This window comes from Arcobacter iocasae (assembly GCF_042214795.1).
GTDB classification, from domain to species: domain Bacteria; phylum Campylobacterota; class Campylobacteria; order Campylobacterales; family Arcobacteraceae; genus Arcobacter; species Arcobacter iocasae.
In genome coordinates this window covers 16,616-41,726 of sequence record NZ_CP090177.1, presented here as the reverse complement: position 1 = coordinate 41,726, position 25,111 = coordinate 16,616, and the positions used below count along the sequence as shown (strand labels likewise).

Annotated in this window: 21 protein-coding genes; 10 read left to right on the top strand and 11 right to left on the bottom strand. The window is 26.5% G+C overall.

Annotated features, from left to right (window positions below):
• Positions 1-54: 54 nt before the first annotated feature.
• The 3 genes from rsmH to LXN10_RS00200 are packed head-to-tail and all read left to right on the top strand — an operon-like array spanning position 55 to position 4,284.
• Positions 55-957, top strand: coding sequence for a 16S rRNA (cytosine(1402)-N(4))-methyltransferase RsmH (gene rsmH, locus LXN10_RS00210; RefSeq protein ID WP_375723955.1), 903 nt, complete (start codon positions 55-57; stop codon positions 955-957).
• Positions 950-1,204: a hypothetical protein gene (locus LXN10_RS00205; RefSeq protein WP_129101031.1), complete on the top strand. Its 255-nt coding sequence runs from the start codon at positions 950-952 to the stop codon at positions 1,202-1,204. The genes rsmH and LXN10_RS00205 overlap by 8 nt, the downstream gene beginning before the upstream one ends.
• On the top strand, positions 1,201-4,284 hold the full coding sequence (locus LXN10_RS00200; protein ID WP_375723954.1) for an efflux RND transporter permease subunit: 3,084 nt from the start codon (positions 1,201-1,203) through the stop codon (positions 4,282-4,284). The genes LXN10_RS00205 and LXN10_RS00200 overlap by 4 nt, the downstream gene beginning before the upstream one ends.
• A 4-nt stretch (positions 4,285-4,288) precedes the next feature.
• On the opposite strand, the gene LXN10_RS00195 is transcribed toward LXN10_RS00200, so the two are convergent.
• Positions 4,289-5,596 (bottom strand): SH3 domain-containing protein, encoded by a 1,308-nt coding sequence (locus LXN10_RS00195; protein WP_375723953.1) that lies wholly within the window; start codon positions 5,594-5,596, stop codon positions 4,289-4,291.
• A 121-nt stretch (positions 5,597-5,717) separates the two neighbouring features.
• On the opposite strand from LXN10_RS00195, the gene LXN10_RS00190 reads away from it, so the two are divergent.
• Positions 5,718-6,560, top strand: a complete 843-nt coding sequence (locus tag LXN10_RS00190; RefSeq protein WP_375723952.1) for a GGDEF domain-containing protein — start codon at positions 5,718-5,720, stop codon at positions 6,558-6,560.
• Here the strand turns inward: LXN10_RS00190 and LXN10_RS00185 are convergent.
• The 7 genes from LXN10_RS00185 to glmS all read right to left on the bottom strand — a co-directional run bounded on the left by LXN10_RS00185 (position 6,546) and on the right by glmS (position 14,309).
• A complete protein-coding gene (locus LXN10_RS00185; RefSeq protein WP_375723951.1) occupies positions 6,546-8,843 on the bottom strand; it encodes an EAL domain-containing protein in 2,298 nt (765 codons plus the stop codon). The genes LXN10_RS00190 and LXN10_RS00185 overlap by 15 nt on opposite strands.
• Positions 8,844-8,924: 81 nt before the next feature.
• The gene (locus tag LXN10_RS00180; protein WP_375723950.1) at positions 8,925-9,200 is read right to left on the bottom strand and encodes a c-type cytochrome; all 276 of its coding nucleotides are present in this window, start codon (positions 9,198-9,200) and stop codon (positions 8,925-8,927) included.
• Between the two features lie 147 nt (positions 9,201-9,347).
• Entirely contained in the window at positions 9,348-9,623 is a 276-nt protein-coding gene (locus LXN10_RS00175) for a c-type cytochrome (protein ID WP_375723949.1), read from the bottom strand.
• Positions 9,624-9,756: 133 nt separating this feature from the next.
• A complete protein-coding gene (locus tag LXN10_RS00170) occupies positions 9,757-11,334 on the bottom strand; it encodes an AMP-binding protein (protein WP_375723948.1) in 1,578 nt (525 codons plus the stop codon).
• Positions 11,335-11,344: 10 nt separating this feature from the next.
• On the bottom strand, positions 11,345-12,541 hold the full coding sequence (locus LXN10_RS00165; protein ID WP_375723947.1) for a glutamate mutase L: 1,197 nt from the start codon (positions 12,539-12,541) through the stop codon (positions 11,345-11,347).
• Positions 12,538-13,902, bottom strand: coding sequence for a methylaspartate mutase (locus LXN10_RS00160; RefSeq protein ID WP_375723946.1), 1,365 nt, complete (start codon positions 13,900-13,902; stop codon positions 12,538-12,540). Before LXN10_RS00160 ends, LXN10_RS00165 begins: the two co-directional genes overlap by 4 nt.
• On the bottom strand, positions 13,899-14,309 hold the full coding sequence (glmS, locus tag LXN10_RS00155; protein ID WP_298751085.1) for a methylaspartate mutase subunit S: 411 nt from the start codon (positions 14,307-14,309) through the stop codon (positions 13,899-13,901). Before glmS ends, LXN10_RS00160 begins: the two co-directional genes overlap by 4 nt.
• Before the next feature lie 99 nt (positions 14,310-14,408).
• Between glmS and LXN10_RS00150 the strand changes: the two genes are divergently transcribed.
• The 6 genes from LXN10_RS00150 (at position 14,409) to LXN10_RS00125 (ending at position 21,263) form a co-directional block, all read left to right on the top strand.
• On the top strand, positions 14,409-15,101 hold the full coding sequence (locus LXN10_RS00150) for an alpha/beta fold hydrolase (RefSeq protein ID WP_375723945.1): 693 nt from the start codon (positions 14,409-14,411) through the stop codon (positions 15,099-15,101).
• A 12-nt stretch (positions 15,102-15,113) separates the two neighbouring features.
• Positions 15,114-16,130: a low-specificity L-threonine aldolase gene (gene ltaE, locus LXN10_RS00145; protein ID WP_375723944.1), complete on the top strand. Its 1,017-nt coding sequence runs from the start codon at positions 15,114-15,116 to the stop codon at positions 16,128-16,130.
• A 20-nt stretch (positions 16,131-16,150) separates the two neighbouring features.
• Complete coding sequence (locus LXN10_RS00140) at positions 16,151-16,630, top strand: RraA family protein (protein WP_375723943.1); 480 nt, start codon at positions 16,151-16,153, stop codon at positions 16,628-16,630.
• 73 nt (positions 16,631-16,703) lie between these two features.
• A complete protein-coding gene (locus tag LXN10_RS00135; protein ID WP_375723942.1) occupies positions 16,704-17,774 on the top strand; it encodes an ADP-ribosylglycohydrolase family protein in 1,071 nt (356 codons plus the stop codon).
• A 111-nt stretch (positions 17,775-17,885) separates the two neighbouring features.
• The gene (gene ovoA / locus LXN10_RS00130; protein ID WP_375723941.1) at positions 17,886-19,979 is read left to right on the top strand and encodes a 5-histidylcysteine sulfoxide synthase; all 2,094 of its coding nucleotides are present in this window, start codon (positions 17,886-17,888) and stop codon (positions 19,977-19,979) included.
• Positions 19,980-20,027: 48 nt separating this feature from the next.
• Positions 20,028-21,263 carry a ComEC/Rec2 family competence protein gene (locus LXN10_RS00125; protein WP_375723940.1) on the top strand — a complete coding sequence of 412 codons (1,236 nt, stop codon included), beginning with the start codon at positions 20,028-20,030 and terminating at the stop codon, positions 21,261-21,263.
• Positions 21,264-21,285: 22 nt separating this feature from the next.
• Here LXN10_RS00125 and LXN10_RS00120 read toward each other — a convergent pair whose 3' ends face one another.
• The 3 genes from LXN10_RS00120 to LXN10_RS00110 form a co-directional block, all read right to left on the bottom strand.
• A complete protein-coding gene (locus LXN10_RS00120; RefSeq protein ID WP_375723939.1) occupies positions 21,286-22,620 on the bottom strand; it encodes a sodium-dependent transporter in 1,335 nt (444 codons plus the stop codon).
• Positions 22,621-22,753: 133 nt separating this feature from the next.
• Entirely contained in the window at positions 22,754-23,812 is a 1,059-nt protein-coding gene (locus tag LXN10_RS00115; protein WP_375723938.1) for a M48 family metallopeptidase, read from the bottom strand.
• A 1-nt stretch (position 23,813) separates the two neighbouring features.
• Positions 23,814-24,980, bottom strand: coding sequence for a YjgN family protein (locus LXN10_RS00110; RefSeq protein WP_375723937.1), 1,167 nt, complete (start codon positions 24,978-24,980; stop codon positions 23,814-23,816).
• Positions 24,981-25,111 lie beyond the last annotated feature (131 nt).

Here is a 25,111-nt window from a genome sequence, read left to right as displayed (position 1 = left end):
TGCCTTAAATATTATTTTGGATATTATATATAAAAAATTATAAGGACCCTTTTAATGAATATCCCACATATCCCAGTATTGTATAAAGAGACACTAGGAGTCTTCGAAAATATTGATTCTGGGTATATAATAGATTGTACTTTAGGATATGCTGGACATTCAGAAGGTTTATTAAAACAAAACTCTAATGTTAAGTTAATATGTAATGATCAAGATAATGAAGCTTTAGAGTTTTCTAAAAAGAGATTAGAGCCATTTTTAAATAGAGTAACTTTTAATAAAGGAAACTTTGAAACTGTTTTAAATAGTTTTAAAGAGTATGATATTAGAGGGATATTAGCAGATATTGGAGTTTCATCTTTACAATTAGATAAAGAAGATAGAGGCTTTGGTTTTGATAGTGAATCTTTAGATATGAGGATGAATCAAGAACAATCTTTAGATGCATCTGCTGTGGTAAACACTTACTCGCAAAGTGAGTTAGAGCGAGTTTTTAAAGAGTGTGGAGAAGTAAAAGAGTATAAAAAAGTAGCTTCAATAATCGTAAATAATAGACCATTTTCTAGTGCAAAAGAGCTATCTACTTTTATAGCAAAAAATATGCATAAAGGTAAACTTCATCCAGCAACTCTTCCTTTTCAAGGTATTAGAATAGAAGTAAACGATGAATTGGGTGTTTTAGAAAGACTTTTTGACTCAATAGAAGAGATAAAACCAAAGAATTGTTTGGTAGCAATTATCTCTTTTCACTCTTTAGAAGATAGAATTGTAAAAAACTACTTTAAAAAGTGGAGCAAAAATTGTATTTGCCCAAGTGATGTTATGCGTTGTACTTGTGGAAATGATAATGCTTTAGGGAAAGTTATTACTAAAAAACCTATTATTCCAACAAATGAAGAGATAAAAGTAAATCCAAGAAGTAGAAGTTCAAAATTGAGGGTTTTTAAATTTGATTAGATTAAATGCAAAAAATTCATTGTTAATAGTTCTGTCTGTACTAGCAGTATCATTGATTTTATGTTTTCCAAAAATATATTTAGCAAATAATATTTATTATGTTAGTAAAGATATTAATAAATTATATGCCAATTATATCTCTTTAAAAGAAGAAAATAGATTTTTACAACAACAATTAGAAGATATGAAATTTAAAAATCAAATTATAGATTCACTTTTAATAAATACTTTGGATAATAACAAGTGATTAAATATATAATAGAGTTTGGTCTTAGAAAGCCGATGTTAAATCATCTGCTTTTATTATTTTTACTGATTTTATCAGTTTTTGCATATAATAATATACCAAAAGAGATATTTCCTCCATCTGCTCTTGATGCTGTTGTTATAAATGGTTCTTATCCAGGAGCTAGTTCAGACTTACTTGATAAAATGGCTGTTGAAGATATAGAAGATGAACTGTCATCTGTAAAAGAAGCTGCTGATGTTACTTCTACAATAAAAAATGGAAATTTTTCAATTACTGTTAAACTAAAAAAAGGTTTTAAAGCCCAAAATGTAATAGGTGATATTAAAGATATTATTACAAAAGTAAAAACAAACTTTCCAACAGACATGGATGAACCAACAGTAAAAGAAAAAATTAATGCAATACCTCTTATTACAGTTGTAGTTTATGGAGAAAAAACTAAACCCCAACTTTTAGAAATAGCAAAAGATTTAAAATCAACATTTTCAAAAATGGGTGATTTAAGTGATATATCTATTTGGGGAGATAGTGATAAAGAGTTACTTGTAGAATTTGATGAAAAGAAAATTTTAGCTTATGGACTCAATTTACAAGAAGTACTAACAGCAGTTGAAAACCTAAGTTCTATTTTTCCAGCAGGTATTATAAAAGATACTTCAAGACACTATTATTTGAGTACTTTTAATGGTGAAAAAGATATAAATAATATCAAAAATACGATTTTGAAAATATCAAATCAAAAAGTTTATTTAAAAGATATTGCAAAAATCAAATATGAATTAGCAGATGTTAATACTATCTCACACTTTAATGGTAGTAGAGATGTTTCTATTGGTATAAACAAGGGAGAAACTGGCGATGCAGTTGAACTGGTTCGTCAAATAAAAGAGAAACTAAAAGAGTATAAAAAAATATATCCAGAACTTAATTTTGCAACACATACTGATACTTCTGTTTGGATAAAAAATAGATTAAATACTGTTTTCTCTAATATCTTTTTTGGATTGTGCTTACTTTTCTTAGCCTTGTTTTTCTTCATAAATGCAAGAATTGCAATAGTAATAGCTATTGGGATTCCAACTTCATTTATGATAGGACTTATTAGTGCTGAAGCTATGGGATATAGTTTAAATATGCTTTCATTGTTGGGAGCTTTGATTGCCTTAGGAATGCTTGTAGATGAAGCTATAGTTGTAGGGGAAAACATATATAGACATATGGAAATGGGAAAGGATAGGTTCCAAGCTGCTATTGATGGTTCTGTTGAAGTTTATCCAGCTGTTTTAACTGCAACTGCAACAACAATATTTGCCTTTTTGCCAATTTTACTTATGACTGGTGAAATTGGAAAGTTTATGAAAATACTTCCTATCATGATTACTATACTTCTTATCTCTTCTCTTCTTGAAGCTTTTTTCTTTTTGCCTTTACATGCAAAACAAATCTTAAGAGTAAACAAAGAGGAGCAAAAAGCAGATAAAATATGGGCTTGGAATAAAAAATTATACAAAAAGATTTTAAGCTTTTTGTTAAAGAAAAAATATACATCTCTTATCATTATGGTTTTAACAATTGTTAGTTTAACAATTTTTATTATGATGAGCTCAAAATTTAAATTTTTATCAGATTTTGATACAACACAAGTATATATAAGTGGATCAGTTGGTGTTGGTAAAAAAATAGAACAAACAGAAGCCATTGTAAAAAAAATTGAGAATAAAATTTTAAAGAATTATGATTTTGCTAATAATTTACAATCAGTCTCTTCAGTTATTGGTTTAAAACTTGATGGTAAAAATCAACCCGAAACTGAAGAATTCTATTTCCAAATATTTGTTAATTTAAATGAAAGAGCACCTCAAAATTTCTTTGATAAATATATAAATCCTTATCTTTCTCCTAAATATGATGATACAAATATGATAAGAGAGAAATCATCGCAAACAATAGAAAAAGAGTTGCAAAAACTTTTAGAACCAGAAATAAAATCTGGAGAATTTGAAGACCTTAAAGTATTTACACCAAAAGCTGGAATAGTTAAAAATGATTTAGAATTATCAATTAGTGGTAATGAAAAAGAGGTAAGTGGCGCTGTTACAAATATCAAAAAAGCTTTAAATAATATAGATGGTGTATCAAATGTAGCTGATGATTTTATGATGGGAAATGTTGAATTAAAGTTTAAAGTTAATGCTTATGGTCAAGATTTAGGAATAAGTGAAAACTATATTGTCTCATCAATTAGACCTTTTTATTTTAAAGGTACATATTCAAAGATGTTTGATAAAAAAGGTATAGTTGATGTTGTTTTTCAAAGTAAAAATAAAGATTATTTAAAAAGTTTAAATGATTTTGAGATAATTGTGCCTAATACTAATGAAAAAGTATTTTTAAAAGATGTAGTTGATATTGTTAGAAAAAATGCCTATTCTCAAATTTTTAAAGAAAATGGTCAAAGAATAGTATCTGTGACTGGTTCTATAAGTGGGAAAATGACTTCAGCAGAAGTTTTTGAAAAGTTAAATCCAATTTTAGATAAATATAAATCAAAAGTTAGTATTGATATAAAAGGTGAGCAAAAAGAGAATAAAAAAGTACAAAAAGAGATGGGAGAAGCAGCCTTAATTGCAATTGTACTTATCTTTATTGCTCTTGTTTGGATGTTTGATTCTATGATTAAATCACTGATTATACTTTCTACTATTCCTTTATCTATTTTAGGTGTTTTTGTTGGACATTTTATTCTTGGTTTAAATATTACAATGGCTAGTTTAATTGGTATGGTTGGACTAGCTGGGGTTATTGTTAATGATGGAATTATTATGATGGATTTTATTAAAAAAGCAAAATCACTTGATGAGCTTTTAGAGTTTGCGCTTCTAAGATTAAGACCTATTTTACTAACATCTATTACAACTATTTTAGGTCTGTTTACTTTGATGTTTTTTGCTTCTGGACAAGCTCTTATTTTACAACCAATGGCTGTGTCTTTAGGTTTTGGAGTATTATGGGCAACAGTTCTAAATCTATATTATGTACCTATGTTATATAGAATTATTTATTTAAGAAAACTGTAAAAGGTTACTCTTTTTTTTGAGTAACATTTACAATTCCAAGTACTCTTGAAGTTAAACTTTTTTTCTCATCGAAGTTATTTACTTCTTCACCCATATTTAGTGAGGTAATTACTGCTTTTCCTACAATCTTTCTACCTTCTTTGCCAAAAAAGCTTTTTGTTTTTACACCCCAAACATTATGAAAAAATAGAGGCTCACCATTTTTTTCACCAATATAAAGCATAATATGACCTTTTAGATATGCTAAAGTTAAAAAAGGAATTCCATTTTTTATAATAAACTCTTTTTTCTTTTCATTTGAGAGCTTTTTTACATCATAATATTTATAATCTAAAGTTTGACCATAAGAGTTTCTTTTTAAGTTTATTCCAAAGGGAGTAAAGTAATCTTTTGTCAAAGCAGAACAATCTCTGTGGTTTAGAATTTCACCCCAACCATAAGGTTCTGCAATCAATTGATTCATGATATTTGTAATATTTTCACTATTAAATTCAATTGGTTTTTTTGCAATATAGACATTTGGAATCTCTATTACTCTACTAAATCCTTCATTATCTCCATATCTTCCAATTGTAATTGCTTTATTATTTTTTACAGGAAATAGTGTTCCTAATTTTATATATTCTACGAAGACACCTTTTTTATATATGGGAAAATTATCTTTTATCGCAATATAGTAGTTTTCATTTTCAAAAAACTTTATTAGTTCATCATTCATATAAGCTATATCTGTTACTTTTATCCAACCTTTTGCAAAAGAAGATAAAACATAAGCCCAAGCTCTATCTTTAGATAAGTGAGAGATTAAAATTGGTGAGTTAATTTTTATACCAGAGTTTTGATTATAATCAAAGGGAAAACCTTCCCCTGCAATAGAGGGGTTATAAAAGATTTTACTATTACTTGGAAAAAGTCTTAGGTTTGAATTTTTTACAGTAATTGCTTTTTTTAAAAAGGTATTATATTGTTCAAAATTTGAGTTATCTATTTGTTCATCAAACCACTCTTTTTTGATTAATCTATTATTATCTCCATAAACTTTTTTATTTTTATAGCTAAATTGCCAAGTTACATCTTTCAAACTTGCTTCAAATTTTTCTTTATGCCAAGGGGTAAAATATCTTTCATTAAACTCTTTGTTTAATTCATCTTGGATATTTTTATTTAATTTTGGAATAGAAGAGGTGTATTCTATTGGGGCTTGTTTATAAATTATTAAATCATTTACTTCTGTATCTAATTGTTTTGAAGAACAGCCTAAAAAAAGAAAAGAAATAGTAAGTATATATAATAGTAAGTAAATTTTTTTCATAATAATCCTAATGTTTATTAAATTTTGTGATTTTATCATAATGAATTTTAAATTGATGTTTATGTCTTTATAAATTGTAATACTATATCATGTTAAAAAAAGTTTTAAAGGCTAAAAGTAAGTGACAATTACAATTTCTATTGGAAAAGAGATATTTGAAGATATTTTGAATATGAAATTAAGGGTTTTATCCAAAGATATTAATAAATATTGGAGAAGCGAACTTTTAGATATAAAAATTGTAGAGGATAAAATAAGATATGATATTAAAAAAGTAAATAGTCTGATTTTAACAAATGGTTTAGGTGAAGAAAAGCCATCTATTAAAATTGAGTGTAAAGAAGTAGACTATAATTCAAAGCTAAATAAGTTTGAATTTAAATTGGGAAAAATATTAGAACAAAAGAACATAAATACAACTGAGAATTTTAAAGATAATTTAATAGAAGAACTTTTAAGAGAAAAAGAACTTCTAAAAGATATGATGAATAAAGATGCTTTAACTTCTTTATATAATAGAAGAAAGATGGAAGCCGATTTAGAGCTTTTTGCCAAACAAAAACACTCTTCTTTACTTTGTGCTGTATTTATTGATGCTGATAGGTTTAAAGGTATAAATGATAACTTTGGACACGATACAGGGGATAGGGTTCTAAAATACTTAGCAAATAAGATTCAATCTCATGCTTATGGTCTAAATGGTGAAGCTTATAGATATGGAGGAGAAGAGTTTATAATTTTGTGTTTTGAAAAAAAAGATGAATTAATAAAAAAACTTAATATTTTAAGGGAAGACATAAAGTCTCAAATGATATTTCACCCTTTAAAAGAGATATCCATAACTGTTTCTATGGGAGTCTCTTTTTATAATAAGACAAACTCTCTAGATGAGTTTATAAAAATGGCTGATGAAAAAGTATATGAAGCAAAATTAAATGGAAGAGATAGATTAGAAGTAGGCTAAGTTCTTTTTCTTTTCATTTTTAATCCACTCATTTTCACTTAGTTCAAATTCTGGTTTACCTATATAATATCCTTGAGAATAAGAAATATCCATTGCTTTTATAAATTCAAAAATCTCTTTATTTTCCACATACTCTGCAATTGTTTTTATTTTTAAACTATCACATAAGAATTTTAAGGTACCAACAAGAAGCTGAGTCTTTTTATTTGTATCAATATCTGTAATTAGTGATCCATCGATTTTTAAGTAGTCTATGTAATCAGAAAGCTTAATTATATAATCATAGTTTGAATATCCACTACCAAAATCATCTATGGCAATTTTACAATTTAATTTTTTTATCTCTTTTATAAAACTAGTAAATGCCTCATAATTATTTATAGCTTCTGTTTCAACAAGTTCAATTACAAGTCTATTTTGGAAGTTATATCTAACAATTTCTTTAAAAAGGTACTCTCTTATTTCATCATCAAGAATATCTTCCATACTTAGATTAATAGAAAATTCAAAATCTTTGTCTTCAAAAAATTTAAATGTTTTTTCTATAATTATTTTTGTTAAAGTTTTATATTTTTTTATTTTTTTTGAGATTTGTAAAAACTCATCAGGATAAAATATTCTATCCTTATATTTTAGTCTTACAAGAGCTTCATATTTTTCAACTTTTCCTTGAAAATTATTAAAAATAGGTTGATAAGCTATAAGCACATTATTGTTTAAAATAGCATCTTTTATTACTTTTATTTTTTCAATATTTATTTTATGTTTTTCAAGATTTTCAACATGGGAACTATTATAAATAGATATATCATGATTTAGTTGTAGTGCTTCATCTAATGCTATTTCAGCCTCTTTTAGTTCATTTATATTGTTATTTAATATATCTATCCCACTCACACCAATAGTAGTATCTATAGTTATTTCATATTTATTTAGAATTAAAAATTCTTTACTTTCTAGCAAATTTTGGATTTGATTTAATGACTCATTTAATATCTCTCTATTTTTATATAAATATTTAAAAGCAAAAACATTATGTTTTATCTTATATATTTTTAAAAATCTTTTATCTTTTTCTTTATAATCTAAGAAAAAATTAGCACAATTTTTTAATAATTCTTTTGTAACATTGTATCCATAAATATTTTGAATATTTTTATCATTTGTTATATTCAGTAATATTATTAGACAACCTTTGAACTCTTTTTCTTTTAAATCATTTAATAAGTGCTCTAAATTAGGCAGTTTTGTTAAATCATCTGTTATAAATTGTTTGATTATTTTTTTCTCAAGTCTTTCTGGAGTACTTGCAAAATAGAATACAAGAGGCAGAGCTAAAATAGATATTGCAATAAGAACATAGATGAGTTGTAATTTTTGTTTATCTAAATCTTTTTTTAGTGTATTATATTTTGATTCAAAAAAAAGTGTTATATTCTCACCTTTGTTAAAACTTTTTATTTTTTTTGAAAAGTATTTTCCATTTGAAAATTCTTGATTATTTAGAATTGATTTAATCTCTTCTTCATTAAAGTGTGAATTTAATAAGTGTTCTTTGAAGTTTTTAGAATAAATACCCATATTCTTATTTTCATTTGGAAATACTATATCGCCTTTACTTGAAATTAAATAAATGTTAAAAAATTCATCATTTTTTAAATAATTAAAAAGGTCATCTATAACAATATTTACGAGAATAAAGCCTTTTTTATTGTCATTTTTATCAAAAACTGTTTTAGCAACTAGTATTGTGGCCATTTTGGGTTTAGTTGCTTTTTGATTGGCAATATTTAAATCTATACTTGAAATACCAAAAACTCCATTATTTAAATTAATAAAAGTTTTAAAGTAATCATTACTTGCAATATTTTCTAATTGATTTTTAGGTGATATAGTTATATCTTTATCTTTTGAAAACAATTCTTTTTTGATTTTGATTTTTTCATTACCATTTAAATCAATGTATCTTAATTGGAAAACAGAGGGAAATGTATTTATAAGTGCTGAAAATAAGTTCTCACTATTTTTTATATCTTTATTATTATTAATATAGTTTTGAAAAATTTGATTGTTGGATAGAGTATCTAAAATGATTTTATCTGAGTTTATTAAGTTAGTAATGTATCTTTCTTTTTCCGAAAAAATAATATCAAAGTTTTTGTTTGAGATATTAGTAATATTTGCTTTATTAGTTATTGAATCATAGATATAAATTGTACTTATTAAAATAAATACAGATAGGAAGTGGAAGAATAAAAATTTAACTTTGTAACTTGATCTCAAAACTGATACCTTTAAAAACTTTCTTTGTTATTATATTACAAAAATAATCTTTAAAAGCACCAATTTTATTTGATGTAGAAATTATTTAACTATTTGATCAGCAAGAGCTTCCATATCAGCATCGCTTAAAGAAGTAACTTGTCCTGCCATTAAACCTTTTAAAGGTCCTCCATAAGTTCCATCTTTATAACCTTTTAATGCAGCAATAAATTCAGCTTTTGTCATGTCTTTAATAATCTTAGATTTCCCCATTGCAGCTTTTTCCCCATTTGCTCCATGGCAAGCTACACATTTTTCATATGGATTAGCAAATGCAGCACATGCTAAGATTGTAGTTAGAAGTATTATTTTTTTCATTGTTGTCCCTTATTATTAATTTATAATTAAAATTTTATAGTACTTAAACTTTTAAGTTGATTAGTTTGTTAATAATTCGTTAAAAGAAATTAATTTGAGGAGAAGAGTAACATTATTTAAAGTAAGAAGAGAGTCTTCTTACTTTGATTATTTACCGATTTGATCAGCAATTGTTTGAATATCTGCATCACTTAAAGTTGCAACTTGTGCCTTCATTACACCTTTCATAGGTCCACCATAAGTCCCATCTTTATAACCTTTTAAAGCAGAAACAATTTCAGCTTTACTCATATCTTTAATTATTTTTGATTTTCCTAAAGCAGCTTTTTCTCCGTTTGCTCCATGGCAAGCTACACATTTTGCATATGGATTAGCAAATGCTACACATGCTAAGATTGAAGTTAAAAGTAGAATTTTTTTCATTATTTTTTCCTTTGATTTTTTTAATTAGAGTATTATAGGGAAAAAAAATGTAAATTTAGTTGATTTTAGTCAAAGAATTTAAATTTTTCAAAAATTATTTATGTAATACTTAATTTTAAGTATTACATAAAATCTATTTTAAAGAATCTAGTAATTCAGCTTTAAGTTGGTTCTTATTAATTTTATTTTTATCACTTGGAATTAAAGGTAGTGATTTTTTATAAATAATTCTAAGGGGAATCATATATGAAGCTAGGTGTTTTTTTAGTTCAAAACTTATCTCTTTTGAAGATAATTCACTTCTAGCACTATATACTAAAACAATCTCTTCTTCTATCTCTTCATTTTCTATTGAGAAAACTGCACATTGTTCTATTTGTGGAATATTATTTATGGTAACTGATTCTATTTCATATGGACTTACTCTAAATCCTCTTGTTTTAATCATATCATCATGTCTTGAGACAAAGTATAAATATCCTTCTTCATCTTTGTAAACATAATCACCTGTTTTTACAACAACTTCATCTCTTAGTTGTCCCTCTAGATTGATTACATTTTTAAGGATATTAACTGATTTAAATCTCTCTTTTGTTTCAATAGGTGCATTCCAAAAACCTTTATAGATATATCCACCTCTGTGAATTAATTCACCAACAACTCTTGGAGGACACTCATTACCATTTTCATCAATTACATATAATTCTACATCTGGTATTGATTTTCCTATAGAGTTTGGTCTTATATTTATTTGGCTTGGATCTAAATATGTAGATCTAAATGCTTCTGTTAAACCATGCATTGAGAAAATTTTTGCATTTTTAAAATATTTTTGTACATCATTTACCATTTTATGAGTTAAATTACCACCAGATGAAGTAATAATTCTAATATTACTTAAAAGCTCAGCACTTGGAAGTCTATGTGATTCTTCATCAAACATATGAGTGATACTAATTGGCATAAGTGGAATAACTGTAATATTATCATTTATTAGGTGATTAAAAAAATCACCTGCAAGAATAAATCTATGTAAAGCTAAGGTAGCTCTTTTGTATAAAGAACAAAAAATTTGATTTAGTCCATAATCTAAATTAAATAGCAAAATTCCAGATATTACATCATTTTCTTCTAAACTTAGATATTGTGATACAACTCTTGCACTATCTATTAAATTTCTATGTGAAATAACTATTCCTTTTGGCGTTCCTGTTATTCCAAAAGAGTAAGTAATTACGGCATTCCCATGTCCATTTATTTCATAAATATATGGTTTATTGTAGTATTTGAAAATCTCTTCAAATGAGGGTACATCTTTGTGTGTTGTCTCATAAGATATAATATGTCCATCAAAACTAATATCTTCGATTGAATTTTCTTTTATCTTATCTGTTATGATACATTTTATATCACAATCTTTTATTATGTATTTTACTTGGTCTGGTTTAAGTAGTTTTGTAAGAGGTACTAGTACATAATCAGTTGATAAAATAGCTAAGATAGCTATTACTTGTTCAATCTTTTTATTTGAATAAATACCAATTCTACTTCCTTTTGGTAAGTCCAACTCATTTAGATAAAAAGCCACTTGATTTACTTTTGTTAATAAATCTTTATATGTAAGGCTTTTTTCACTTAGAATTAAAGCATTTTTATTTGGATGTGAGATTGCAGCATCTTCAATTAATCTTCTAATACAATTTATAGACATCTTTTATCCTTTAATTTTGAGTTAAACCAATAGTCCAAATATCGTAATTTGAATCCATTACGACGCTTGGATTATGGTTTGAATTTAGAATTTTTTTATAAAAAAATGAGATTATATCTTCAATCTCTTCTTGTGATAAAACTTTTGTAATACCACCTGTTAAAACTACTGTATTAAGTGATAATAGCTTTAAGTTTACATAAGCTTTTCTATAGTGTGATACTTTACATAAAACTAAGAATATCGCAAGTTGCATTAATATTCTTAAAGCTTTTTCACTTTGTTCTTCAAAGATATTTTCTGTAACTTTTAAGTGAGATAATAACTCATATACAAATTCATTACTTTTTGCACTAAAGATTAAAGACTCTTTTGATTTAAAAACACCTAGTTTTTTAAATACTAATCTATCATACTCATTTGTTGTAACAATATTTTCATTCACTAAATCTTTTGAATAGTGAATATCAGTAGTTGCTCCTCCTATATCTATTAGGATATAGGGATTTACAACTGAAAACTTACTATTAATAAATGGCAAAGTTTTATTTACGATATATGGAGTAGAATATATTTGATTTGATGTTATTTCATAAAGATGTTTGATGTCTTCTTTTCCCATAATATCAGCTTGATACAGATTAGTTAAATACTCTTTTAAGTTTTCTTCTATAATATGAAGCTTATCATCAATAATATTTGGTAATACAACTAAGTCTTTTATGTTTTTTTGAAGCTTGTCACTATCTTTTGAACTTCCCACATAAACAATATTTGAGTATTTGATTTTTTCTAAATAATCAAATAACTCTTTACCAAAAATATCTGAAACAGAATCAATTCCCCCTACAACAATAACAACATCAATTAAATCACTAGGAATTGAAGAGCTTTCAATATCTTGATATAAAACAGTATCAATGATATTAATACCAGAGTTAAATGCTATATTTGTAGCATATTTAAGTGAAAAAGAGTTTGTAACACCAATAATAAGTGTGCTAAGTCCTCCATTTGCAGATGAACAAATATAAACATCATCTTTTTTATATGTTTTAATTGTATCCCCACATTTATAAGTTAAATCATCATAAATATCTTTATTAAAGTCTCTAAAATGTTGTTCAACACCCTTTGAAGAGCTAATTTTAAAATATGTACTTCCTACATCAATTAGTAGTTTATTATTTGTATTTACTTGGCTCATTGCATAATTCCTATATCATGGATAATATCATTTACTATAGATGTAGTATCTTTTTTAAGATCACATTTTGATTTTTCATATTCAAAACAACGATCAGGAATTGGAACATTTCCTCTATTCATTATTCTAATATTTTTGTTTGCATCTCTTATTGTAATCATCTCATTGTGATTTATTATATGAGGAGAGAAAGGTACATCTATTATTCCATTTTTGATGCTATTGAAGGCTTTTCTCCATAAAGTATCAGCGCTGTCATTAAATATAGCTTCCATAATAGCTTTTACTTCTAGGGTTAAATTCTCTTCCTCTTCTTCATCGACTACATTTGGAAGACCATTTAAAATTCTAAGAAGATATTGCGTATTTGCAACTGTTTCAGCATTTGCTTCTTTTGTAGGAATTCCAGAAGCCTCTTGTTTTGTTTTTGTAATAATCTTATCAGCTCCAACCATAGCAGCAATTGCTGTTGACATAGAGATAAGTTGAGATGCAAAGTTTTGATCCATAGGAAAAGCACCCATCCATTGGTGATATACTAAATGAACCTCAGCATCTCCACATCCAATTTCATTTGCATAATGTTTTGCAAGTTTTCTTATAACTGCACCAGTTACAATATCTTGGTTTACACTTCCACTTTGTGAAAAAGATACAGAGAATGATTTAACTCCTTCTTCAAGTGATAAAAGCATCTCAATTAATTGAATAACAATAGTAATACAAGGAGGAACAAGTGTTGCTGTAAGTGGTCCAAATGATTCTCTGTTTATTGGTTCATTTAAAGTTGAGTATTTAGCACAAACTCGCTCAACATATTTCCAATATAAAAAAGCTTTATCTAATGGAAAGTTTTTAGAGTAGGGTAAAAGGTAAGTAATAGGACCACCTTCTATCTCAAAAATACCAGAAGCAATTGCTGTTTCAATTAATAGTCTAGCATCAGGAGTTCCATGTCTTAGAGATACAGGTTTATTAAAATGAGTAATCATCTTTCTAGTAGTTCTATATCCATGATTAACTAAGGGGTAACCATTTAGCATATCAACTTCACTCTCTTCAGAAAGTCTTAACATCTTTTTAGATGTTGCATAGTCATTTAATCTTGTATTTGAATCAATAGTACATGGTAAGACATCTACATTTGCATTTACGAAAAATTCATAAAGTGCATACATCTTATTATATGTAGGGAAACCACCTCTTGGTTGTACCAACATTTTATTTTTTGTTCTAAAGTTATGTGAAATAAATAGGTCTTTTGATGCATTTTTAACAAACTCTTCAACTTCTGCAAAGTCAAAGTGCTCTACATATTCATTACTTAAAATTATTTCTCGTTCTTCTTGTAATAAACTCATGATTCTCTCGTTTTTAAATATTTTTCTAACTCATCAAGTCCTGTATTTAAATCTACTTGATGAAATACCAAGTCAAATCCATAGTTTTTGAATTTTGGAACAATAGTTGAGGCATCACCTGTTCCAACTACTAGGTTTCCCCCAATCATAAAAACTACATTGTCAAGGTTTTTATATTTTGATTTTAAGATTTTTACTTCTCTACACCAACCTTCTGCTTCACCGTTTAAAGAAGAGATTAAAAGTACATCTGCATTAGTTTCAACTACAGCATCAAAGAATTCTTCTAGATAAGTATTAACTCCTAAGTTAAATACTTCAAATCCTCTTGCTTGTAATGAAAGATCGATTAATCTATTTGCTACAACGTGTATATCGTTTCCTACAACGCCTGTTACTACTTTCATTTAATTGCCTATTTGTTCATTTTATAAAGGGCACTAGAATATCTAAAAGTATGTAAAACTTTTATTAGATAGAATAGCTTAAAAATATGAAGTGATTTAATGAAAACAAAAATATATATGATACCTGGCTTTATGAATGATGAAAAGTTATGGAGTAGGTTAATTCCTCTTTTTGATGATAGTTATGAGTTTATTCATCTTGTGATTCCATTAGAAGATAGCTTTGATAAAATAGTTGAAGTAATAAATGAAAAAATAAAAGATGAAAAAATAAATCTTTTAGGATTTTCCCTTGGTGGTTATATTGCTTGTTATTTTGGGTTAAAGTATCCAAATAGAGTCAATAAAATATTAGCTGTTGCTTGTACTCCTGCAAATTTGGATGAAGTAGAGTGTCAAAGAAGAAAAGAAGCTATTGAATTTACTAAAAAGTTTGGCTTTAAAGGGCTTAGTAGAAAAAAAGTTTTAAGTTTAGTAGAACCACAAAATCAAAGTGATGAGGAACTTATAAACTTGATACTTAAAATGTATGTAGATATAGGGGAAGAGGCTTTTTATTCTCAATTTAATGCCACAATTATAAGAGAAAATTTAAGTTTAAAACTAATAAATAGTAATTTAAATTTAGCTTTTTTATATGCCAATAAAGATAGGCTTGTTAGTTCAAAATTTATGGAAGAGTTTTCTTTAAAAGCTAAAAATATTGAATTTACACAAATAGAAGCTCAAACTCATATGTTACCACTTGAAAGAGCAAAAGAAGTAAAAGAAAAAATCATACAGTGGTTTTAAATAAGGTGAAATATGAATAAAATAATAGAACTTAGAAGTGATACATTTACAATGCCCTCAGTGCAGATGAAAGAGTATATGTTTAATGCCCAAGTTGGAGATGATGTATATGGTGAAGACCCAAGTGTTAATGCCCTTGAAGATAAAATGGCAAAACTAACAAATAAAGAGGCTGCTTTATTTACTACAAGTGGAACACAAGCAAACTTGTTAGCTATGCTTTCCCATTGTCAAAGGGGTGAAGAGTATATCTGTGGACAAGATTCTCATATATTTAAATATGAAGGAGGAGGTTCTTCTGTTCTTGGTGGAATATCACCTCAGCCAATAGAATTTGAAAAAGATGGAACTTTGGATTTAAACAAAGTGTATAAAAAAATAAAACCTAATGATTTTCATTTTGCAATGACTAAACTCTTATGTTTAGAAAATACACATGATGGAAAAGTTTTGCCTCTTTCTTATTTACAAGAAGCAAGAAAATTTACACAAGATAAAAATCTTTTATTGCATCTTGATGGGGCAAGGGTTTTTAATGCAGTTATTGATTTAGGAATAGATATTAAAGATATAAGTGTTTGTTTTGATTCTATGTCAATATGTATTTCAAAAGGTTTAGGTGCTCCAGTTGGTTCTGTATTAGTTGGAAGTAAAGAGTTTATAAATAAAGCTAGAAGATATAGAAAGATGTTAGGTGGTGGATTAAGACAATCTGGTTATTTAGCAGCTGCCTGTTCTTATGCAATAGATAATAATATAAAAGATTTAGAAAAAGACCATGCCAATGCAAAAAAACTAGCTTTGGAATTATCAAAAATAGATGAAATAAGAATTTTATCAAATGATACAAATATGGTATTTATAGAAGTATTAGATAAAAATGTAGATATATTAATAAATTATTTAAAAAATAAAGGTATAAATATATCAGGAACTTATGAGGAGTTGAGACTTGTAACCCATAGAGATGTTTCAAATGAAGATATAGATTATGTAATAAAAACTTTTAAAGAGTTTTTTAAAAAATAAAATTATAAAAAGGAAAATAAATGGATTTTTTTACAGCAGATATAAGTGATGCACACCCAGATAAAGTATATGTATTAGATAATGAGTTTAAAAACTATGGCGGAAAGCTAAAAGCTTATGGAGAAGTAGTAACTATAAAGCTTGATAGAAATAATACAGATCTAAAAAACTTATTAAAAGATGTAGATGGTACAGGAAAGATAGTTGTTGTTGATGTGGAAGAAGAATACTTTGCAGTAGTAGGAGACAATCTTGCTAAATTTGCTGTTGATAATAACTATGAGGGAATCATTGTAAATGGATATGTAAGAGATACTTTTTTTACAAAAGATATGGATCTTATATTATTTGCAAGGGGAACTTGTAGTAGAAAATATGGTATTGAAACACAAGGTGAAATAGGAGTTGATGTCTCTTTTTGTGGAGTTAAATTTTCTCAAGGTGACATAGTTTATGCAGATATGGATGGAATTATACTCTCTAAAGAACTATTGATATAACTTGACATAAATACTAGTTAGTAGTATTATTCTAAAATAAATTACTAATTAGTAGTATTTAAAGGAAAAAACTATGGATATTAAAGATAGAGCACAAGGTGCTATTGTTGGAGCATTTATAGGTGATGCAATTGCTTTGGGCCCACATTGGTATTATGACTTAGAAGAACAATACAAAGATTATGGACAATGGATTACTACTTATACCTCTCCTAAAAAAGGAAGATACCATGAACATGAAAAAAAAGGTAATCAATCTCAAGCTGGATATATACTTAAGCTTATGATTAAATCTCTTATAGAAAATAAATCTTACAACGAAGAAGACTTTTGTAAAAAGATGGATGAAGATTTATTTACTAAAATAGATGGAATACCAACTCATGGACCAGGTGGTTATACTTCTCAATCTATTAGAGAAGTATATAGACAAAGAGTTGAGCAAAACTTACCTTGGGATAAAGTTGGAAGTAGAGCAGATACAACAGAATCTATTGAGAGAACACTTGCTATTGCTGTAGCATATACACTAAAGCCAAAAGAGTTAGCAAAAAGTATTTCCCACAATACATTTTTAACACAAGTGGATGATATAGTAGGTTCTATGACTGTTGCATATGGGGCAGTATTAGCTCAACTAGTTCAAGGTGAAAAATTAGATGCTCAAATATCTAATAAACTAATGAGACTAGTTAAAAAAGGTGAGCTTCCTTTTCATGCAGTTACTACTGAGGGATTAAAGCCACCAAAAGATGGAGCAAAAGATCCTTCAAATATAGGATTGTTTGCTTCTCCTGATGCTTTATTATCACCATCTTTTATTGCACAAGCTGCAAATGATAAAGATATAAAAATAGAACCAGCATGGAAAGTATCACTTGTGTATGGAATGCCATGTGCAATTTATCATATATTACCAGCAAGTTATTATTTAGCTGCAAGATTTAATGATGATTTTGAAAGTGCTATTTTACATGCTCTTAATGGTGGTGGACAAAATCAAGCAAGGTCAATATTAACAGGAGCATTAGTTGGTGCACAAGTGGGATTAAAAAATATTCCCCAAAGATTTATTGATGGATTAAATGAAAAAGAAGAGATTTTAGATTTAGCTAAAAAACTATCAGATATTATTGAATTGTAATTTAATTTATATATAATAAACGAAATAAGAAATATATGAATAGATATTATAAGCGTACAAAATAGCTATTAAAGACAATAAAATACAACAAAATATGAAAAAAGGTAATAGATGAATTATACTTGGAAAACTATAGATTTAAACAATGGAACAGTAGAAGAAAAAAGAGAAGAGATAAAACAATATTTTTTGCAAACTTATGAATTAGATGAAAAACTTTTTGATTTATTAATAGACAAAAAGCATATACTTGAACAACCAAATAGATTAAGACACCCTTTGATATTTTATTTTGGACATACAGCTACATTTTTTATGAATAAGTTAAATGTATCAAATCTAACAACTAAACGAGTAAACAAAACTTATGAAGCCTTATTTGCTATTGGTGTAGATGAAATGAGTTGGGATGATTTAAATGATGAAAATTATCAATGGCCAACATACGAAGAGACAAAAGCATATAGAGATGAGGTAAAGACTTTAGTATTAGAGCTTATTGATACTATTGAATTTACTATTCCTATTAATTGGAATTCTCCTATGTGGATTATAATTATGGGAATAGAACATGAGAATATACATATAGAGACATCATCTGTATTACTTAGAGAACTTGATATAAAATATTTTAGTGATGATGAGTTATTTACATATAACAATGAGAGAAGTCAAACTTATCCTCAAAATGAATTAGTATCAGTAGAGGGTGGGGAAGTTATACTTCAAAAAGATCATAAAAAACCAAACTATTATGGTTGGGATAATGAATTTGCATTTCATAGAGCAAATATAAAAGAGTTTAAAGCTAGTAAATATCTTGTATCAAATGGAGAGTTTTTAGAGTTTGTAAAAGATGGTGGTTATAATAAATTGCATTACTTTAGTAAAGATGGGTTGAAGTGGTTAGACTTTACTCAAACTAAGATGCCAACATTCTGGATGAAAGAGGATGACAAATACTATTTAAGAGAGATAAATAGAGTAGTTGAGTTACCATTGAATTATCCTGTTGATATTAATGTATATGAAGCAGAAGCATTTTGTAAATATAAAAGTGAAAAGTTAGGTTTTGAAGTAAGACTTCCAAGCGAAGATGAATATTATAGATTAAATGATTATGTAAAAGCTCAAGAGTGTGAATCAAATATTGGATTAAAGTATTTTAACCAAACACCAGTAGATAAATATCCTATGGGTGAATTTTATGATGTAGTTGGTAATGTATGGCAATGGAGTATAACTCCTATGTATCCCCTTGATGGATTTGAAACACATCCTATATATGATGACTTTACAACTCCTACCTTTGATGATAGACATGCCCTTATAAAAGGTGGGTCATTTATTAGTTTAGGAAATGAGACTTTAAGAAGTGCAAGATATGCCTTTAGAAAACACTTTTTCCAACATGCAGGGTTTAGATATGTTAAAAGTGATAATGAGTACAGAACTAAACTAAATGATAATGTATATGAAACAGATGAGCAAGTTTCTCAGTATTGTGAATTTCATTATGGTGAAGAGGTTTATGGAGTTAAAAATTTTCCTAAAAATTCTGTTGAGGTATTAAAACCATATTTAGAAGGTATCAAAAAAGAAAAAGCACTTGATTTAGGTTGTAGTGTTGGAAGAAGTTCATTTGAATTAGGAAAAATATTTGATGAGGTATTAGGAATAGACTTTAGTGCTAATTTCATCAGTGTTGGAATAAAACTTAAAAAATATGAGAGTTTAACTTATAAAGTTGCAACTGAGGGTGAATTATACGAAGAAAAAACAGTAGCATTGGATAATTTTGGACTTGAAGAAACAAAAGAGAGAGTTACTTTTATGCAAGGTGATGCTTGTAATTTAAAAGATATGTATACAGCTTATGATTTGATTTTTTGTTCAAACTTGATAGATAGATTATATTATCCACAAAAATTCTTAGATGATATCCCAAATAGGGTAAATAAAGATGGTCTTTTAGTACTATTGAGTCCATATACTTGGCTTGAAGATTATACTCCTAAACAAAACTGGCTAGGTGGTTTTGTTAGAGATAATAAAGAAGTAAAAACTTTAGATACTTTAAAAGAGAATTTAAAAGATAGATTTGAATTACTAGATACCATTGATGTTCCTTTTGTGATAAAAGAGACAGCTAGAAAACACCAACATACTATATCTCAAATGAGTATTTGGAAAAAGATTAAATAAAACCATATTCTACTAAATAAATTAAAACATTATTTAGTAGAATAATTAATGCAAAAATTAAATTTGATAAATGACAAAAAAGAGCTACTTTACTTTTGTCTCTTTTTGATACTTATTTCTTTTGTTACCTTATTCGTTCAATATAATAATTATAAAGATTTTACTGCTAATTCCATATATAAACTACAAGCGCAAGTTATAAATAAGTATGAAAAAGATGATTTTGATATCTATAAATTACAAGGTACTAAGTTCTCTTTTTTTACATCTACTCCTAAGGGTTTAGATTTAAAAAGACTTGATTATGTAGATATATCTATACTTAGTGGAAAAGTATCCTTTCTAGAGTATTTAAAAGGCTTTTATGTAAAGAGTTTCAATATTTTTAAATATCAAAAGTATAGTATAAAAAAAGATTTAAAAGAAAAAATACAATCCCAACATACAAATAAAAATATAAGTGAAATATATGAAGCAATATTTTTAGCTCTTCCTGTAAACAATGAGTTAAGAGATATTTTTGCTATATATTCCATTTCTCATTTAATAGCAATTTCTGGATTTCACTTAGGTGTATTATCATTTATTCTTTATTTTATATTTTATTATCCATACAATTTTTTTCATAATAGATATTTTCCTTATAGAAATAGAAGGTTTGATATTTTATGCATTGTTTTATCTTTATTATTTGTATATTTGATTTTTACAAATTTAGTACCTTCACTTTTAAGAGCTTTTATTATGATGCTTTTTGGGATATTTTTATTAAGGGCAAACATAAGGTTAATCTCCTTTGAGACACTTTTACTTACTTTACTATTTATAATTGTACTTTTCCCAAAATTTTTATTTTCAATCTCTTTGTGGTTTTCCATTATTGGAGTATTTTATATATTCCTATTTATAAAATATTTTCAAAACCTTAATAAAGTATTTCTATTTCTATTTTTTAATATTTGGATTTTTGCAAGCTTTAATCCCATAGTTCATTACTTTTTTGGAGTAACTTCTTGGGTCCAACTATTTTCTCCACTTATTACTATAGTTTTTACTATTTTTTATCCCTTAGAACTATTTTTACATTTTATTGGATTTGGAGGTATTTTAGACCCATTTATAAATTCTGTGTTAAATATGAAGTTTCAAAGTTTTGAAGTGATGACACCACTTTGGTTTTTTATAACTTATATTATATTTTCACTACTTGCAATTATAAGAAAAGAGGCTTTTTGGGTTTTAAATATTTTACTTGTGAGCTTTAATTTGTACTTGTATTTATAGGAGAAAAATCTCCTATAAAAACTTAGATAAGACCTAATTTATTTAATAATAAAATTGCAATAGCAATTGGAACAATATATTTAATCAAGGCATACCAAATATTAAATACTGCTAAAGATACAAATTTTGTAAATTTATCTTGAAGTAGTTGTTTATCTACATAATAACCCAAAAAGATACAAGTTACTATTCCTGCAATAGGCATTGAAATAGAAGATGTTAAGAAATCCATCCAATCAAAGGCGTTTTTACCAAAAAATGTTAATGATGTACTATATGCAGAAGACATAGAAAGTAGGGCGACAATTCCAAGAATGTAGAAAATTGATCCACAGATTATAGTAGCTTTTAATCTTGTCATATTATATCTTTCAATAAAAAACATCAAAGCAGGTTCTATCATAGAAACAGCAGATGTTATTCCTGCAAAAACAAGGGCAGAGAAAAATGAGATAGCAATAACATGTCCTAAAACTCCCCATTGAGAAAATATAACAGGAAGAGAAATAAATACAAGTCCCGGTCCTGCTGCACTTTTTGCTCCCGCATCAAAAAGGAAAGTAAAGATAATCAATCCAGCAATTATAGCAATAACTGTATCAACTAAAGCAACTAAAACAGATGATTTAAAAAAGTTTGCATTTTTGTCTAAAGATGCTGAATAAGTAATAATAGTACCAATCCCCACTGATAAAGTAAAAAATGCTTGTCCTAGTGCTGCGAGTAGTGCATCACCATTGATTTTACTCCAGTCGGCAATAAACATAAAACTAAGAGCTTGTGAAAAACTATCTAAAGTCAATGCATAAATTAAAAGCCCAATTAATATTAAACCTAATAGGGGCATTAAAATAAGATTTATTTTTTCTATTCCATCTTTTACGCCTTTTAATACAATAAAAACAACTGCTAATGCTATAAGTGTATGATAAAAGATTTCAGAAGAAATTTCATTTGAAATAAGATTATTAAAAGTTTTTCCTGCAACTTCAGAAGTAGAAGGAAGTGTTTGAAAAGATGTAACAATATAGTTTAAAATCCAACCTAATACAACAGAATAAAAAGAGAGAATCACAAGTCCAGCAAAGATCATAAATGCGGCAAATTTCCAATTTTCATTTTTAGATTTCGACATTTTTACAAATGATGTAGAAACATTAGCTTCTCCATATTGACCGATAACTGTTTCTGCAATAAATATTGTTAATCCTATAAAAAGTATTGCTAAGAGGTAAACAATAACAAATGCTCCACCTCCATATTCTCCTGTGATATATGGAAACTTCCAAATATTACCTAATCCAACAGCTGAACCAGCTGCTGCTAAAATAAACCCAATTCTTGTAAATTTATTCAAACATGTTCCTTTTATACTTTCTCAATTTTTTAAAGGGTTAATTCTATCTATAAATTTCTTAGAAATTAGTTTTTTAAGCTTTATTATTTCTGAAAAAATAAATTTAATGATATAAATTTAAAATATTTATATCCTAATTACAAATAGTTAAATTATTTTTATAACAGCTAACATATTTATTTGCAAGAGTTATTCTTTCTTTATTAGTTGGATGAGAAGAAAAATAATCAAAAATAGTTTCTTTTTCTCCATTCTTTGATAAAGTTATCCTTTCAAGTATAGAAGAAAAATTTTTAGGATTTATTTTAGATTTCAACATCATTTCAAAAGCAAACTCGTCAGCTTCTATTTCATGTTTTCTTGAAAAGTTAGTATTTAGGAATAAAGAACCTATCCCCACACCTAAATCAGAAAAAAATGTACCATCACCTGTAATATACATAGCAAAAATACTAACAAAACTATTTTCAATAATTCTTTTTAAGCCATGTCTATGAACTACATGTCCAATTTCGTGGAATATTACTGAGTTTATTTCATTGTTATTTTTACTTAATTTTATAAATTCATCAGTAAGTACGATATCTCCATTAGGTAAAGCAAAAGCATTTGGAATATTAGTATTATTTATCTGCCAGTTTCTAAAATGTAGTTTGTACTTAAAGCTTTTTTCCTTGATATGAGGTAAGACATCTTTATTAAAAGATATTAGTATCTGTTCTTTTTTTTGTTTTAAAAGTTTGCTTTTAGTAAAAAAATGTTTATCTAAAGTTTTTAATGTATTTTTAGAAATTAATGTATTTAATTCACTTGGTAATGCAAAAGCAAGTTTTCCACTTATATAAGGTACTCCCCATTTAAAAAAGCTAAAAACTGTGAAAAGTGTAAATAATATTGAAATAAATACCAAAACCAAATGTGATTCTAATTTGTGCAGTAAACTATTTTTTTTAAGAGGCTTTATAAGATATAAATCTATTAAATCATTTTCATCTGTCATAAAAACTTCGCCATTTTCAAGCGTAATTTTTCTTTTAGTATTTCCTAATCTAGAACTTATTGATAAGGATTCTATTTTCCCATCATCTATTAAATTATTATTAGACTTTATACTATAAAAATTATCTTTTATAAATAGCTCAGCATTTTCAGATGTTGAGCTATTTTTTTTATATAAGTATCCTAAAATCACTTTAGAATGGCATCCCAATTTCTACATTTAAAGTATCTCCAATTTCCTCACCAATTGCTGATTCTTTTTTAATATTTTCTGAAAAATAACCATCAAATGTTCCATCCATTAATAATGCAGTGTTATTTAATGTGTATTTTGCAATTCTAACTTTTGCCCAAGGATATGCAAGTCCTAATGTAATCAATGTTAATAGAAAGTTTGAAACTAATATAAAAGCATATGGTATAAATTTCATAGTTGAATTGAATTGAATTTTATCATTTAATTTTGTATTGCTAAATATATATTTTCTTTGTCTTGTAATATAGTAAGCTAATGAAATAATACTTACAAGAATTGTAAGAAAATAACTAATTATTATTAATGGTAAAAATGTAGTAAATATTTTAATACCGACAAGTTCAGGATTTGTTTTGTACATACTAATTATTGAAGAAAATTCTGTAAAACCATACATTAAATAGAATATTACTGCAATTATAACTCCTGTAACAATTAATGTTGTAATTGATATTAGTATAGTTTTTAATATAATTTTTAGGTATTCTTTAGTATTTATATTCGTTTGAAAAGATGCATTTCCATAGTTAGTAAAATCTATTAAATATCTAGTTCTCATTATATTAAAATATGAAAATGAAATCATATAGAAAAATATAAGTGAAATAATTCCTACTATAACAAGTGGAGTTATATGTTTAATTTGAAATATAAAAAAAGCAATTAATCCAAAAATAAGGATAAAGATTATTGGTAAAGCTAAAAAAATTATGTATGATTTTTTTAATTTACCATCAAACTTGAATCGAACATTATTAAAACTTGTAACATTTAAATTAAACTTCATACTTCTCCATATAAGCCATGGTATTATAATTACAAATAGTATAAGTAAAATTATGCTTTCTATTGGAAAGAAATTTTCCAATACTTTATATAAAATAAATAATCCAACAGCAATCAGATATCCAAAAAATAGTTGTTTGCCTGTTGCATGATATTCGAAGTTCTTTTCTTCTAATATACTGTTAGCATATAAATATCTGTTGTTTCTAACTTTTGCCCAAGGATAATAAATACCTAGGGTAATAATTGTTAAAAGTATATTTACAATCCAAATTTTAAAATATTCAAATCCTGAACCAGTAAACTTAAATGTTTTCATTATTATATCTCCTTAATAAATACATAAAATTTTATCAAAAAAATCTTTAAGTTATATGTAGATTACTCATAAATAACTATGAAAAAATAATTTTATTTTAGAAGTAATTTTTAAATATTTTAGTGAATACC